16 protein-coding genes and 1 riboswitch are annotated in these 14,633 nt (G+C 69.5%); of the genes, 8 read left to right on the top strand and 8 right to left on the bottom strand.

What is annotated here, in order from left to right:
- The 3 genes from JAN5088_RS07775 to JAN5088_RS07765 all read right to left on the bottom strand — a co-directional run.
- Window positions 1-794 (bottom strand): SixA phosphatase family protein (locus tag JAN5088_RS07775; RefSeq protein ID WP_055682234.1); only part of this gene is annotated, 794 nt, incomplete at its 3' end.
- 157 nt (window positions 795-951) lie between these two features.
- A complete protein-coding gene (wrbA, locus tag JAN5088_RS07770; protein ID WP_055682233.1) occupies window positions 952-1,554 on the bottom strand; it encodes an NAD(P)H:quinone oxidoreductase in 603 nt (200 codons plus the stop codon).
- 81 nt (window positions 1,555-1,635) lie between these two features.
- Window positions 1,636-2,568, bottom strand: coding sequence for a VOC family protein (locus tag JAN5088_RS07765; protein ID WP_055682232.1), 933 nt, complete (start codon window positions 2,566-2,568; stop codon window positions 1,636-1,638).
- A gap of 113 nt (window positions 2,569-2,681) precedes the next feature.
- On the opposite strand from JAN5088_RS07765, the gene JAN5088_RS07760 reads away from it, so the two are divergent.
- On the top strand, window positions 2,682-3,581 hold the full coding sequence (locus tag JAN5088_RS07760) for a LysR family transcriptional regulator (protein WP_055682231.1): 900 nt from the start codon (window positions 2,682-2,684) through the stop codon (window positions 3,579-3,581).
- Window positions 3,582-3,657: 76 nt separating this feature from the next.
- Here the strand turns inward: JAN5088_RS07760 and JAN5088_RS07755 are convergent, their stop codons facing one another.
- Both JAN5088_RS07755 and JAN5088_RS07750 read right to left on the bottom strand, forming a co-directional pair.
- Entirely contained in the window at window positions 3,658-4,617 is a 960-nt protein-coding gene (locus JAN5088_RS07755) for a DUF5996 family protein (protein WP_055682230.1), read from the bottom strand.
- Window positions 4,614-5,240, bottom strand: coding sequence for a glutathione S-transferase family protein (locus JAN5088_RS07750; protein WP_055682229.1), 627 nt, complete (start codon window positions 5,238-5,240; stop codon window positions 4,614-4,616). The genes JAN5088_RS07755 and JAN5088_RS07750 overlap by 4 nt, the downstream gene beginning before the upstream one ends.
- A gap of 191 nt (window positions 5,241-5,431) precedes the next feature.
- On the opposite strand from JAN5088_RS07750, the gene JAN5088_RS07745 reads away from it, so the two are divergent.
- Window positions 5,432-6,364 (top strand): DMT family transporter, encoded by a 933-nt coding sequence (locus JAN5088_RS07745; protein WP_055682265.1) that lies wholly within the window; start codon window positions 5,432-5,434, stop codon window positions 6,362-6,364.
- On the opposite strand, the gene JAN5088_RS18580 is transcribed toward JAN5088_RS07745, so the two are convergent.
- Window positions 6,298-6,522 (bottom strand): glutathione S-transferase family protein, encoded by a 225-nt coding sequence (locus JAN5088_RS18580; RefSeq protein ID WP_143114581.1) that lies wholly within the window; start codon window positions 6,520-6,522, stop codon window positions 6,298-6,300. The genes JAN5088_RS07745 and JAN5088_RS18580 overlap by 67 nt on opposite strands.
- Before the next feature lie 476 nt (window positions 6,523-6,998).
- Window positions 6,999-8,102 (bottom strand): chorismate synthase, encoded by a 1,104-nt coding sequence (aroC, locus tag JAN5088_RS07735; protein ID WP_055682227.1) that lies wholly within the window; start codon window positions 8,100-8,102, stop codon window positions 6,999-7,001.
- 88 nt (window positions 8,103-8,190) lie between these two features.
- Window positions 8,191-8,291: riboswitch (TPP riboswitch) on the top strand.
- A gap of 35 nt (window positions 8,292-8,326) precedes the next feature.
- Between aroC and JAN5088_RS07730 the strand changes: the two genes are divergently transcribed.
- Genes JAN5088_RS07730 through JAN5088_RS07720 form a run of 3 tightly spaced genes read left to right on the top strand, consistent with a single transcriptional unit; the run spans window position 8,327 to window position 11,524 of the window.
- Window positions 8,327-9,310 (top strand): thiamine ABC transporter substrate-binding protein, encoded by a 984-nt coding sequence (locus JAN5088_RS07730; protein WP_055682226.1) that lies wholly within the window; start codon window positions 8,327-8,329, stop codon window positions 9,308-9,310.
- The gene (locus JAN5088_RS07725; RefSeq protein ID WP_177220043.1) at window positions 9,307-10,845 is read left to right on the top strand and encodes a thiamine/thiamine pyrophosphate ABC transporter permease ThiP; all 1,539 of its coding nucleotides are present in this window, start codon (window positions 9,307-9,309) and stop codon (window positions 10,843-10,845) included. The genes JAN5088_RS07730 and JAN5088_RS07725 overlap by 4 nt, the downstream gene beginning before the upstream one ends.
- A complete protein-coding gene (locus tag JAN5088_RS07720) occupies window positions 10,832-11,524 on the top strand; it encodes a thiamine ABC transporter ATP-binding protein (RefSeq protein WP_055682225.1) in 693 nt (230 codons plus the stop codon). The genes JAN5088_RS07725 and JAN5088_RS07720 overlap by 14 nt, the downstream gene beginning before the upstream one ends.
- Before the next feature lie 35 nt (window positions 11,525-11,559).
- Here JAN5088_RS07720 and JAN5088_RS07715 read toward each other — a convergent pair whose 3' ends face one another.
- Window positions 11,560-11,997, bottom strand: coding sequence for a c-type cytochrome (locus JAN5088_RS07715; protein WP_055682224.1), 438 nt, complete (start codon window positions 11,995-11,997; stop codon window positions 11,560-11,562).
- Window positions 11,998-12,150: 153 nt separating this feature from the next.
- On the opposite strand from JAN5088_RS07715, the gene idi reads away from it, so the two are divergent.
- From idi to hslU, 3 genes are all read left to right on the top strand, one after another.
- Window positions 12,151-12,672 carry an isopentenyl-diphosphate Delta-isomerase gene (idi, locus tag JAN5088_RS07710; RefSeq protein WP_055682223.1) on the top strand — a complete coding sequence of 174 codons (522 nt, stop codon included), beginning with the start codon at window positions 12,151-12,153 and terminating at the stop codon, window positions 12,670-12,672.
- Between the two features lie 70 nt (window positions 12,673-12,742).
- On the top strand, window positions 12,743-13,300 hold the full coding sequence (hslV, locus tag JAN5088_RS07705) for an ATP-dependent protease subunit HslV (protein WP_055682222.1): 558 nt from the start codon (window positions 12,743-12,745) through the stop codon (window positions 13,298-13,300).
- Window positions 13,301-13,334: 34 nt separating this feature from the next.
- The gene (hslU, locus tag JAN5088_RS07700) at window positions 13,335-14,633 is read left to right on the top strand and encodes an ATP-dependent protease ATPase subunit HslU (protein ID WP_055682221.1); all 1,299 of its coding nucleotides are present in this window, start codon (window positions 13,335-13,337) and stop codon (window positions 14,631-14,633) included.

The raw sequence follows: 14,633 nt of genomic DNA, 5'->3' as shown, positions 1-14,633 counted from the left end.
TCGAGCGCCCGGCTGCGGTCGAGAAGCGGCGAGGCCAGCGCGTCGGCGAAATGCCCCACGTCCGGCTCCGCCGACCGCAGGCGCAGGTAGCCCAGCACCTGGTTGTCGCGCCCGGGGTCGAGCACCAGGACCTCGCCCTCGAACACCCGGAACTGCGTCAGCTCCTCGATGTTGGTGTAATGGCTGACGAGCAGCAGCGGCCCCGACCGCTCCGGGTCGCCGTCCCAGGCCGAGATCAGGTCGCGCAGCGCGGCGGTGCTTCGGGCGCCCTGCAGCGACAGCAGCAGGTTGAGCTCCGCGTCGGAGGCGACCGGCATGGTCGCCGCAATCTCCGGGTCCACCCGGTCGAAGCCTTCGAGGAGGGCCTCCACCGTCTGCTGGTTGCGGCACCACTGGCTGGCTACGATCCGCGACGGCAGCACGTCGTTCGCCGCCATCAGCGTGCCCAGGTTGCGCATGTCCTCCGCGCCCGCCTCGCTCAGCACCCGCTGGTCGGCGCAATCCTGCGGCGCCACGTCCTTTCGGTCGAGCTTCGACCAGTCGGTCGGGCCGTGGCGCATCAGGTAGACCACGTCGTCGCGCCCGAACATCTCCTCGAGCTGCTGGTAGGGCTCGAACCGCAGGGCGTCGTCGACCGAAAGGTCCCCCGCCTCGGCCGACATGGTCATCTCGCCCATGTGGGTCGAGATCTGCCGCATCGCCCCCCGCCCCTGATCCCCCTCCGCCCGCAAGGCGGCGGGGCTCAGGGCGATGCAGGCTGCAAGCGGCAGGGCGAGGCGGAACGACAGGGGCATCGAGGGACTTTCGAAGGATTGCGTGGAACAAGACAACCTAGACCGCCCGGCCGGAAAAACCGCAGGTCAGGGCAGCGGGGTCGAGGTGACGGCGCAGGGGAGCACGGGAGACCCGCCGGGGGGCCGTCCCGGACGATGGCCCCCCGACCCCCCGGCCTCAGGCGTCGCCGGCCGTCAGCTTCCCCGCGACATCGACCAGGCGACGGGCCTGGTGCGAGATGGCGGCCTGCACCTCCTCGGTGAACTCCGCGCCCGCGATGTGGCTGTAGCCGTAGGGGTTGCCGCCGGTCTTGAAGATGACGTCGTCGGTATAGCCCGGCGCCACCACGACCCCGCCCCAGTGCATGACCGTGGTGTAGAACGACACCAGCGTCGTCTCCTGCCCGCCGTTCACGTTCTGCGTCGAGGTCATCGCCGAGACCGGCTTGTTCGCCAGCCCGCCCCTGGACCAGATCCCGCCCAGCGTGTCGATGAAGGCGCGCATCTGGCTGGCCATGATGCCGAAGCGGGTCGGCGCCGAAATCAGATAGGCATCGGCCCATTCCATGTCCTCCACCGTCGCGTCGGGAACATCGGCGCCCCTCTCGGCCTGGGCCTTCCAGGCATCGACGCCGGCGACGACCTCGGCCGGCGCGGTCTCGGGCGCCTTCAGCAACCGAACCTCCGCCCCCGCCGCCCGCGCCGCCTCGGCCGCGATCGAGGCCATCCGATGATTGGTCCCGTAGCTGGAATAATAGATGACAGCGAGCTTGACAGACATGGAAGATCTCCTGTGAGGGGTGGTGGGAAGGGTCGTCAGGGAAGGCATCGGCCGCGCCCCGGTGACGATGGCGCGCCGGGGTCAGTCGGCGATGGCAGGCAGCGACCGTTCCAGCCGGTCGCGCAGATGGGCGTGTTGGTCCGGTAGCTTGAGGGCCTCGCCCAGGTGGGCCACATCCTCGTCGCGGTCGAAGCCGGGCTCGTTCGTGGCGATCTCGAACAGGACCCCGCCGGGGGTGCGGAAGTAGATCGCCCAGAAGTAGTCGCGGTCGATGGCCGGCGTGACATGAGCCCCCGGTTCCAGCAACGCCTTGCGGACGTCGGCCTGCGCCGCGCGGTTCTCCACCGCGAAGGCGACATGGTGGACCGACCCCGCGCCTTCGCGCGCCGGCTGCGCGTCGGGCAGAACCTCGAGGTCGATGACATCGGCGCCGTTGCCGCCGTCGAGGGCCAGCCGGATCAGCGCGCCCTCGCGGGCCACCTCGCGGTAGCCCATGAACGTCAGAAGTTCCGCGGTGGCGACCCCGTCGCGCAAGCGCATGGTCACGCCGCGAAAGCCGCGGATGCCTTTGTCCACAGGGACCGGACCGCCCGGCCAGGGCGCGCGCATGTCGTCCGGCGCCTCGGCCAGGGCAAAGCCTTCGCCGTCCGGGCCGAGGAACCGAAGGCGCTTCTCGCCGAAGCGACGCGTCTCCTCGATGCCTCCGACCCCGGCGCCGGCGAGGCGGTCGCGCCAGTCATCGAGAGACCCTTCGGGAACCGCGAAGGCCGTTTCGGATACGGCCCCCGTGCCGGGACGGCCCTTCACGATATGCGGGAACGGAAAATAGGTCATCACGGAGCCGGGCGTACCGGTCTCGTCGCCGTAATAGAGGTGATAGACATCGGGCGCGTCGAAGTTGACGGTCTTCTTGACCCGGCGCAGGCCGAGCACCTTGGTGAAGAACGCGTTGTTCTCCTGCGCATCCGCCGCCATGGACGTGACGTGGTGCAGGCCCCTGATCTGAGTGAGCACGTCGCGCTCCTTCCTGGATGATCTCGCTTGACCGAAGACTTAGGGTACCCGGTCACTCATAAGAACCGGCATAATATTGAATTGACCGTTGCACGTGATGTAATGATCTCCGCATGGGCGAACTCGAATCCATCCGTGTCTTTCTGGCCGTGGCCGAATTGGAGAGTTTTGCCGGTGCGGCCCGGCAACTCGGGCTGACGCCGGCATCGGTCACGCGAACCGTCGCGGCACTGGAGGCACGGCTGGGCCTGCAGCTTCTGGTGCGGACGACACGGCGGGTGTCGTTGACCTCCGCCGGCGCGATCTATGCCGCACGGGTGCGTCCGCTCGCACAGGGGCTGGCGCATGCGGCCGAGGAAATCCGCGAGGCACAGGGCATGACCGCGGGGCATATCCGCATCAGTGCGCCCCTGTCGCTGGGGCTGAAGGTCCTGCCCGACGTCCTGTCGCAATTCGCGGTGCTGCATCCGCAGACGCATGTGGCCGTGAACCTTTCCGACCGGTTCGTCGATATCGTGGAGGAGGACTACGACCTCGCCGTCCGCATCTCCGGGCCGCCCACCGACAAGTCGACGATCTGGCGCAAGATCTGCCGGGTTCCGCGCGTCCTCGTGGCGACTCCGGGGTGCATCGCGGCCAGGGGTCGGCCGCGTACGCCCGACGATCTGGGCGCCTATTCCCGGCTGAGCTACCAGGCGGACTCGCGCGATGAGACGTGGGAGTTGTCCAAGGGGACCACCCGCCGCAACGTGAAGGCCGACGGAACCTTCAGCGCCAACAACGGAGACCTCCTTGCGCGCCTCGCGTCGAACGGCGAAGGCATCGCGCTTCTGCCGCGCTTCATCGTGGCGGAGGCTCTGGAGGCGGGGCGGCTGATCGAACTTCTCCCCGACTGGTCGGCGCCGGAGATCTGGCTCACGCTCTATTATCCGCCCTATGAACGGCTTCCGCTTCGGGTGGCGACGTTCTCGGACTTCTTCGAAGCCCATGTGAAGGAGACTTGCGCGTTGTGATACGGCCGCGCCTCCCCGGCCCTGTTTCCGGTTCCGCCGGTCGGGACGGAACCGACGGGTCGCCGTCCCGGACCCGTCAGCCCCGGTGCAGCGGCCGCGGAACGCCCGGAACGCCCGTTTCGCACTCCAGGGCGGCGCGATCCCAGTTGCCCGTCTTCGCCGCGGCCTCATAGGTCGATTGCATGAACGACATCAGCATCGCTTCGGGGTCGTCGCTGGCGCGCACCTCGGCATAGGGCAGCAGGAACTCGCCCAGCCCGTCGTCGAACCGCGCCGCGTCCGGCCCTGCGGGTCGATCGGCGAAACCGTCCGGCGCGGGGTAGGCATAGGAGTAGAACATGGGTTCATCCACGCCGCCGCCGCCCGGCCAGAAACCCGCAGAGGACACTTCGTGGCTATAGGCCTCCTGCGCGACGTCGTCGGGCAGATTGGGAATGCCGGCCGGATGGAGGGGCGCCAGCCGACCCGAAAATCGTGTGACGGCGAGATCGAACGACCCCCAGAACAGATGCACGGGCGAGACCTTGCCCAGAAATCCGGTGCGGAACGTCTCGAACACCGGAACGATGCGCAGGAGCGCCCCATGGTAGCGCGCGACCGCATCGGCGTCGTAGGGGCGCCGGTCGGTGTCGTCGGCGAAGGGCACCGCCTCGGCCACCTCATTGGGCGCACCGTGGATGTCGAACGTGCCGCCGACCCCTTCGACCGCCGTCCGGGTGCGGTCGAGGAAATCGGCCACCCCCATGGCTTCGAGCGCGAAGCTCTCCCGCGCGCCGGTCTCGGCTTCGGCGACGAGACGATGATCGACGAGATCGAAGGTCAGGCAGATGCAACCGCCCGGCTCGTGCACCGGCCCCGTGGTCATGCCGCGGGGCGTGACGTAGAGGGTCGCGTGCCAGGAATGGTTGACCCAGGGCGTATGGGTCAGACGGTACTTGCCCACGATCTGCGTCCACAGGTGCACTGCGGCGCAGGTCCCGGCCCATTCGCCGTAGGGTATCGACGGCCAGGCGGCCCTGCCCCGTGGTGCGTTCACCCCATCGGATCCATGTTCTGGCGCTTCAGGGCAAGACGCACGCCCTCGTCTGCCTCCATCCGGGCCATGTGCGACTTCAGCGCCGGATAGTCCCCGTAGGAAAGCGGTGTCTGATCGATCCAGCGCGTCAGCACATAGAGGAACGTATCCGCGAAGCTGCGTTTGCCCAGGTACCATTCACCTCCGTTGTCGCGCAGCGTGCCGTTCAGACGCTCGTAATGCCCGGCGAGCGTTTCATAGGCCTTGCGCTTGACCTCCGCCTGCCCGTCCTCGGTCTCGGCCAGGTTCTGGGGGCCGAAATGACCGCCATAGGCGGCATGGACCTCCGACGTCATGTAGGACAGCGCTTCCGCTTCCTTCCGGCCGAGGTCCGTATCGCGGGCATAGCCCTCGGAGCCGTGCTCCGCCCCCAGCCAGGCCAGGATCGCCGCCGCCTCGGTCAGCACGTCACCGTCGTCAAACTGGACCGCCGGCACCTTGGCCTTGGGATTGATGGCCAGGTAGGCGTCCTTCTTGTGATCGCCGTAGGCCATGGTGTGAATGTCGACCGGCGCATCCAGCCAGGCGACGGCGATGTTGGGCGAAAGCGAGCAGGTTCCGGGCATCGTATAAAGCGTCGTCATCGGGTTCCATCCTTGTGCGATCGTGGCTCGTTGGTGCGGGACCTAAGACGTCGCGGAGGTTCGGCAACCGAGGCGGGTCGATGTCCTTCTCCGTCGAGATGGCACAGGGCATTCGAGGCGCCGGTCCGGGGGGGCTTGCCTGCGGCGGCGAAATCCTCAGGGTTCCGGCGACGCTGCATGACGGATGGACCATGGATCTTCGCGCCCTCGCCCTCGGCCTTCTTTTCGCGGCGATGTGGTCGTCGGCCTTCACGTCGGCGCGCATCATCGTGACCGAAGCGCCGCCGATCCTGTCGCTGGCGCTGCGCTTCGCCATCTCGGGCGCCCTGGGCATCGCCATCGCATGGGCGGCGGGGCAGCGGATGGCGCTGACGCGGGGGCAGTGGCGGGCGGTGGTGGTCTTCGGCATCTGCCAGAACGCGCTCTACCTGGGGCTGAACTTCGTCGCGATGCAGTGGATCGAGGCGTCGCTGGCCGCGATCATCGCCTCCTGCCTGCCGCTGCTCGTGGCGCTTGCGAACTGGGTGCTGTTCTCGGAACGCACACGGGTGCTGGGGGTCGCGGGCCTTCTGGCGGGGACGTTCGGCGTGATGCTTATCATGGGCACCCGGCTGTCGGGCGGCGCGGACCCTCTGGGCATCTTGCTGTGCCTCATCGCGGTCGCGGCGCTGACTGCCGCGACCCTGTCGGTGCGGGGCGCGTCGGGTGGCGGCAACCTTCTGATGGTGGTGGGGCTGCAGATGGTCGTGGGGGCCGTGACCCTGTTGCCCATCGGATTGGCGGTCGAAACATGGGACGTGACCTGGACGCCCCGCCTGATCGCAGCACTGGCCTATACGACGCTGGTGCCGGGGCTGGCGGCGACCTGGATCTGGTTCCTGCTGGTCGCGCGAATCGGCGCGACGCCCGCCGCGACCTTCCACTTCCTCAACCCGTTCTTCGGCGTGGTCATCGCCTGGGCACTGCTGGGGGAGCAGCTTGGCCCGCTCGACGTGGCGGGGGTCGTGGTGGTGACGCTGGGCATCCTCGCGGTACAGTTGAGCCGGCTGCGGTCGCGTCAGCCGGTGCCGCCGCCGCCTGCCTCCGCCGCATCCGCCGTCGCGGCCCCGCGCACCGGGGGCTGACCGGCGACGCGGTCGACCCAGGCGCGGATGGAGGCCTCATCGGGTATGAGGTCGGTCGACTTCTGGAACGGCGAGGCGACGAGGATGTCCACAGTCGTGAACCCTTGCCGCAGGAGATAAACCCGGCCGTCCGAAAGCGCGGCCGCGATCCGGGACATCGTCTCCTCCGGGCCGCGCAGACCGGACGAAATGACAGGATGATCCATACCGGCCGCCTGACAGAGCAATACGGGTTCCGCGACGCCTGCATGCCAAGCCAGCCATGTCAGGAACGCCCCCGCGTTCCGGCGCTGCCGGCGCCGCGATGGCCGGGCCGTCGGGGAACAGTTCGCTCAGATACGACAGGACCGCCGCGCGTTCGGTCACGACCGCCCCGTCGTGCACAAGCGCGGGCACCTTGCCGTCGGGATGCGGGGTCGCGCCCGCCGCTGCCGTCCTGGCGCGGGATCGACGTCGTGCGAACCTCGGCCCGGACCTCCAGATCCATCGCGATAACCGCTGCCCGCACGGTAGTGCAGCGCATCAGCGGCGCCTGATGAAACACGATCATCGGACGCTCTCCGGCGGCTGATACGGGCCGGAGGATGTACAGCCGGCGCTGTCCTGTCACCCTGATCCCGCTCGCGGGTGGGTCTCAGCCGATCCGGCCGCCCCCGTCGCCCACCTGTCCCCGGTGCAGCAGCAGGTGGTCGAGCAGGACGCAGGCCATCATCGCCTCGGCCACGGGGACGGCGCGGATCCCGACGCAGGGGTCGTGGCGGCCGCGGGTGACGATGGTGGTGTCCTCGCCCGCCTTGGTGATCGTCCGCCGTTCCGACAGGATCGACGACGTGGGCTTGACGGCGAAGCGCACCACGACATCCTGCCCGGTGCTGATGCCGCCCAGGATGCCACCCGCGTGGTTCGACGAATACACCGGCCCGCCGGGGCCCATCGAGATCTCGTCGGCGTTGTCGCGCCCGGTAAGGCGGGCGGCCTGCATTCCCTCGCCGACCTCGACGCCCTTCACGGCGTTGATCGACATCATCGCCGCCGCGAGGTCCGTGTCGAGCTTGCCGTAGACCGGCGCGCCCAGCCCGGGCGGCAGGCCCCGCGCCACGCATTCCACGATGGCGCCGACCGAGTTGTGGTCGTCGCGGCGCAGCCAGTCGAGGTGGTCGCCAAAGGCCTGCGCCGCCACCGGGTCGGGGCACCAGAAGTCGTTGCGCGCGATCTCCTCCCAGTCGAAACGGTCGCGGTCGATGTCGAGCGGCCCCATCGCCGTCATGTAGCCGGTGATCCGCAGGTTCGGCAGCAATTGGCCAAGCGCCGCGCGGGCCACGCCGCCCGCCGCCACGCGGGCCGCGGTTTCGCGAGCCGAGGACCGGCCGCCGCCGCGATAATCGCGCACGCCGTACTTTTGCCAATACGTGATGTCGGCATGGCCGGGCCGGAACTTCTCGGCGATGTCGCCATAATCCTTCGAGCGCTGATCGGTGTTGCGGATCATGAGCTGGATCGGTGTGCCGGTGGTCACGCCCTCGAAGGTGCCCGACAGGATCTCGACCTCGTCGGCCTCGCGCCGCTGGGTGGTGTGCTTGGAACGGCCGGGCTTGCGCGCTTCCATCCAGTGCTGGATCTGCTCGGGCTCCAGCGGCACGCCCGGCGGGCAGCCGTCGACGGTGGCGCCCAGCGCGGGGCCGTGGCTTTCGCCCCATGTGGTGATGCGGAACAGATGGCCGAACGTGTTGAGGGACATGCGCGCTCTCCTTCCCCGTGGCTTAGCCAGCCCCCGCACGCCCCGCAACCCGCGGGGGCTGGCCCCGATGCGCGGGATGGGCTAGGCAGGGTCTACCTCGGGGGGCCTTCACAGGCTGAGATGCTGACCAGCGGACCCGTTGAACCTGAACCGGTTAACACCGGCGGAGGGAAGGTGCGGTGTCTCGAACCTCTCCCCGTCCGTCGCCATGGGAGTTGAGAGAGATGAGATCGACCATCACCATTGCCGCGGGCCTGACCCTGATCGGAACGGCCGTCGCGGCCGAGCCCCTGACGGTCTATGCGCCCGACTATTTCGCCTCCGAATGGGGGCCGGGGCCGGCCATCAAGGCGGCTTTCGAGGCCTCCTGTTCGTGCGAGATCGACTATGTCACGGGCGACGTGCTGCCCCGCCTCCGGCTGGAGGGCGAACGCACCCGCGCCGATGTCGTCATCGGGCTGAACACCGACGATGCGGAGCGCGCCCGCGCCACCGGCCTGTTCGCGCCGCACAACGTCGACACCATGGGCCTGACCATGCCGGTTGATTGGGAGGACGACGTCTTCTTGCCCTTCAACTGGGGTCACACGGCCTTCGTCTACGACACCACGCGGGTCGACGATGTGCCCGACAGCTTCCGCGACCTCGTGGACAACCACCCCGACCTGACGCTGGCCATCCAGGACCCGCGCACTTCGGTATCGGGGCTGGCCATGGCGCTCTGGATGCACCGGGTGTTCGGCGAGGAGGCGACCGACGCCTGGGCCGCGCTGGCGCCCCGGATCGTCACCGTGACGAAAGGGTGGTCCGAATCCTACGGCATGTTCACCGACGGCGAGGTGGAGATGGTGCTGAGCTATACGACCTCGCCCGCCTATCACCTCATCGCCGAGGACGACGATACGAAGAAGGCGGCGATCTTTCCCGAAGGCCACTACGTCATGGTCGAGACGGCGGGACAGCTCGCACGCACCGATCAGCCCGATCTGGCGCAGGCCTTCATGGACTTCATCCTGAGCGAGGAGTTCCAGTCGATCATCCCGGAAGGCAACTGGTCGCTCCCCGCGAAACTGCCGCCCGAACGGATGCCCGAAGGATTTGCGGCGCTGGCCATGCCCGAGGTCGCGCTCATTTATGACAGCGCGGAGGCCGAGGCCCTGCGCGACACGGTCATCGCCGAGTTCGAGGCCGGGATGGCCGCGCGGTGACGACCGGCACCCGCCTTGGCCATATCGCCACCGGCGCCGTCGCGGCGGCGCTGCTGCTGCCCCTGGGGGCGGTTGCCTGGCGGGCCGAAGGCTGGAGCGGGTTCCGCGCGTCGGACGGGCATGTCCTATGGTTCACGCTGTGGCAGGCCATGGTCTCGGCGGCGCTGTCGATCCTGCTGGCGGTGCCGGTGGCGCGGGCGCTGGCGCGGCGGCGGTTTCCGGGGCGCGGCTGGGTCGTCTTGCTGCTTGGGGCGCCGTTCATCCTGCCCGTGATCGTGGCGGTGCTGGGGCTCGTCGCCGTCTTCGGGCGCACGGGCGCGGTCAACACGGCGCTGGGCTGGGCGGACCTCGGGCCGGTGTCGATCTATGGCTGGCAGGGGGTGATCCTGGCGCATGTGTTCTTCAACATGCCGCTCGCGACCCGCCTGATCCTGCAGGGATGGCTGGCCGTTCCGGGCGAACGCCTGCGACTGGCGGCATCGCTGGGCTTCGCGCCCGGCGACACGTTCCGCCTGCTCGAATGGCCGATGCTGCGGGGGGTGGTGCCGGGCATCTTCCTCGTCATCTTCCTGATCTGCACAACGTCCTTCGCCGTCGCGCTGGCGCTGGGCGGCGGCCCGCGCGCGACCACGGTGGAGCTTGCCATCTATCAGGCGTTCCGCTTCGACTTCGACCTGTCGCGCGCGGCGCTGCTCGGGGCCGTGCAGCTTTGCCTTGGCGGGGCTGCGGCACTGCTGTCGCTCAGGCTGACGCTGCCATCGGGGTTCGGCGCGGGCCTCGACCGGGCGGTGCCGCGCTGGGACAGTGGCGGCTGGGGGCTCAGGGTGCAGGACAGCGCCGCGATCCTGCTCGCCTGCCTGTTCCTTCTGCTGCCCATGGTGCTGGTGCTGTCGCAGGGCGCGCTGGCGGTCACGGGCCTGCCCGCGTCGGTCTGGTGGGCGGCTGTCCGGTCGCTCGCGGTCGCGCTGACGGCGGCACTGGCGACCACCGCGCTGGCGTTCGTCATGGCGCAGGCGGCGACGGGCGCGCGGGGCGGCTGGGCCGAGGTGATCGGCACGCTGTCGGTCGCCGCCTCGCCCCTGGTGCTGGGCACGGGGCTTTATGTCCTGCTGCTGCCCGTCGTGAACCCGGTGTCCATGGCCCTGCCCGTCACCGTCTTCGTCAACGCGGTGCTGGCCCTGCCCTTCGCCCTGCGCGCGCTGATCCCGGCGATGCGCGACCTCGACCGCGATTATGGCCGGCTGTCGGCGTCGCTCGGGCTGGGGGGCCTTGCCTGGGTGCGGCTGGTGGCGCTGCCGCGTCTGCGGCGACCCCTGGGGTTCGCGGCGGGGCTGACGGCGGCGCTGGCGGCGGGGGACCTGGGCGTGATCGCCCTGTTCGCCTCGCCCGATCAGGCGACGCTGCCGCTGGTGCTCTATCAACTGATGGGGGCCTACCGGATGGAGGACGCCAAGGCCGCTGCCCTGATCCTCGTGGCGCTGTCGCTGGGGCTGTTCTGGCTGTTCGAACGGGGGGGACGCCATGCTGGCGCTTGAGGATCTGCGGGTCGAACTCGGGGATTTCACCCTGGCGGCGGATGCTGCCTTCGTCGAAGGGCGCATCACCGCGCTGATGGGCGCGAGCGGGTCGGGCAAATCCACCCTGCTGGCCGCCATCGCCGGGTTCGTCGCGCCCGCCTCGGGGCGGATCCGCGTGACCGGAGCCGACATCACCGGGTTGCCGCCCGGGGAGCGGCCGCTGTCGATCCTGTTCCAGGACCAGAACCTGTTTCCCCACCTGACGGTCGCACGCAACATCGGGCTGGGCCTGCGCCCGGACCTGCGCCTGTCGGCGGATCAGCGCGCCGCGCGGGATGCCGTGCTGGACCGCGTGGGCCTGACGGGTCTGGGCGACCGCCTGCCCCGCGACCTGTCGGGCGGACAGCAGAGCCGCGCGGCGCTGGCGCGGGCGCTGCTGCGCGGCCGTCCCTGGCTGCTGCTGGACGAGCCGTTCTCGGCTTTGGGCCCCGCATTGCGGGCCGAAATGCTGGCGCTCCTGAAGGAGACGGCACGGGGGGAGGGTCTGTCCGTGGTGATGGTCACCCATGCGCCCGAGGACGCGCTGGCCATCGCGGACGAGACGGCGCTCGTCTCGGACGGGCGGCTGATCGCGCCGGTGCCCACGCGCGCGCTGTTCGACGCTCCGACGCCGGAACTGCGCGCCTATCTCGGATGACGGCCCCCGGCGGGAACCGGGGGACCGCCGTCAGATCATTCGGAGAACTGCGCGAGGAACGCGTAGAGGTCGACCGCGTCCTCCTCCTTGCGGACCTTGTAGGTCATCTTGCCGCGGCCGGAACTGTCGCCCGTCACCTCCCGCAGGTGGCCGGTCGGGTCCAGCGAATAGGCCACGAAGGTCGCTTCGTCATAGGCCATCCCGGCTTCGCCCGCCTCGACCATCAGGTCGGAGTAGTTGAAATCCTCGACCGTGCCTGCGGTGCGCCCGACGACGCCGAACAGGTTCGGCCCGGTCTTCGACGCGCGGCCGGCCAGCACTTCGCCGTCGGCGTCCTGCACGACGTGGCACGACTGGCACTGGCGGAACGCCTTTTCGCCGGCGGCGGCGTCACCGGTAGGGGCCGCGTCGTCCTGGGCGTATGCCGCGCCGGCGGCGAGCAGGGCGGCAGCGGTCAGAAGGCTACGAAACATGGGTATCTCCGTCTCTTGGCTAAGGTCGGGGAACTCTGGGTGAATTCCGATGGGGTGACAACTCCCCCCGTCGTCGCATCGTTCCGCGGACGGGGCTTGGCGCGGCCGGCGGATGGCGCTAGGCAGCGACCGCCTGACGCGACGGGAGCGGCCATGACCGACGAGACGACGATTCCCGCCTGGGTGGATGGCCGGCTGATGCCGGTGGGCAAGCTGGACGCGCACCGGCGGGCGCTGCGGCACAAGGCGGTGTCTGTCTTCGTGATGGCGGGCGACCGCCTGCTGATCCAGCAGCGCGCCGCGGGCAAATACCACACGCCGGGCCTCTGGGCGAACACCTGCTGCACCCATCCGCACTGGGGTGAGGACGGCGCGACCTGCGCGGCCCGCCGACTGGCCGAGGAGCTGGGGATCGAGGGCCTGACCCTGAACCCGCGCGAGGGCATCGAGTACCGCGCCGACGTCGGAAACGGCCTGACCGAGCACGAGGTGGTCGAGGTCTTCGTGGCCGAGGCGCCGGCAGACCTGCGGATCGACCCGAACCCCGAGGAGGTGCAGGCCGTCCGCTGGACCCCCCTGCCCGATCTGCTGGCCGAGGTGGCGGCGCATCCGGACCGTTTCACCCCCTGGCTGCGGATCTATCTGTCGGACCATCTGCCCCGCATCTTCGGCTGATCCCGCGCGCCGGGGTGGCATCCGGCCTCCGCTCGGCCCATATCGGACCCCGAGACGCAAGGAGAGTTCCATGAGCGATTTCCCCGGCTGGCACGGCACCACCATCGTCGGCGTCCGCAAGGGCGGACAGGTCGTCGTCGCGGGCGATGGACAGGTGAGCCTGGGCCAGACCGTCATCAAGGGCACGGCCCGCAAGGTGCGCCGTCTGTCACCCGGCGGCTTCGACGTAGTCGCGGGCTTCGCCGGATCGACCGCCGACGCCTTCACCCTGCTGGAGCGGCTGGAGGCCAAGCTGACCGCCACGCCGGGACAGCTCGCGCGGGCGAGCGTCGAGCTGGCCAAGGACTGGCGCACCGACAAGTACCTGCAGAAGCTGGAGGCCATGCTGATCGTCACCGACGGCACCGACCTTCTGATCATCACCGGCGCGGGCGACGTGCTGGAGCCGGAGCACGACGTCGCCGCCATCGGGTCGGGGGGCAACTATGCCCTGGCCGCCGCACGGGCGCTGATGGACGGCGACCTGACCGCCGAGGAGGTTGCGCGCCGGTCCATGGCGATCGCCGCCGACATCTGCGTCTATACCAACGGCAGCCTGACGGTCGAGACGATCGCCCCGCGCGGCTGAGGACGTCGCCGCCCGCCCCCGCAAGGAGAGACCCATGACAGACCTGACCCCGCGCGAGATCGTCTCGGAACTCGACCGCTTCATCATCGGCCAGAAGGACGCCAAGCGCGCCGTGGCCGTGGCGCTGCGCAACCGCTGGCGGCGCAAGCAGCTGGGCGACGACCTGCGCGACGAGGTCTATCCCAAGAACATCCTGATGATCGGCCCCACCGGCGTCGGCAAGACCGAGATCAGCCGCCGCCTGGCGAAGCTTGCGCAGGCGCCCTTCCTCAAGGTCGAGGCCACGAAGTTCACCGAGGTCGGATATGTCGGCCGCGACGTCGAGCAGATCGTCCGCGATCTGGTGGATTCCGCGCAGGTCATGACGCGCGAGAGGATGCGCGAGGACGTCAAGGCCAAGGCCCACCGCGCCGCCGAGGACCGGGTGATCGCCGCGCTGGCCGGTGACGACGCACGAGAGGGCACGCGCGAGACGTTCCGCAGGAAGCTCAGGGCGGGCGAGCTCGACGACAAGGTGATCGAGCTGGAGGTGGCCGACACCTCGAACCCCATGGGCATGGCCATTCCGGGGCAGCCGGGGATGGACCAGATGGCCAACCTGGGCGACCTGTTCGGCAAGATGATGCAGCGCCGCGTGCGCAAGCGCCTGACCGTCGCGGCGAGTTATGACCTCCTGATCGACGAGGAGGCGGACAAGCTGCTGGATGCCGAGGCCGTCACGCGAGAAGCCGTGCGCGCGGTCGAGCAGTCGGGCATCGTCTTCATCGACGAGATCGACAAGGTCTGCGCCCGGTCCGACGCGCGCGGCGGCGACGTCAGCCGCGAGGGGGTGCAGCGGGATCTTCTGCCGCTGATCGAGGGCACGACCGTCAGCACCAAGCACGGGCCCGTCCGCACCGACCACATCCTGTTCATCGCCTCGGGCGCCTTCCACATCGCCAAGCCGTCTGACCTTCTGCCCGAGCTTCAGGGCCGCCTGCCCATCCGGGTCGAGCTTCGCGCCCTGACCGAGGAGGATTTCGTCCGCATCCTGACCGAGACCGACAATGCCCTGACCCGGCAATACACCGCCCTGATGGCGACAGAGGACCTTACCGTCAGCTTCACCGACGACGGCATCGCCGCGCTGGCGAGGATCGCCGCCGGCGTGAACGAGAGCGTCGAGAACATCGGTGCGCGGCGGCTTTACACGGTGCTGGAGCGGGTGTTCGAGGATCTGTCCTTCGACGCCCCCGACAAGGGCGGGGAGGAGGTCGTGATCGACGGCGATTTCGTCGAGCGCCAGCTGGGCGAGCTGGCCCGGTCGCAGGACATCAGCCGCTACGTCCTCTGA

The organism is Jannaschia rubra, assembly GCF_001403735.1.
In the GTDB taxonomy this organism is placed as follows: Bacteria; Pseudomonadota; Alphaproteobacteria; order Rhodobacterales; family Rhodobacteraceae; genus Jannaschia; species Jannaschia rubra.
This window is presented reverse-complemented; position numbering and strand designations above follow the sequence as displayed.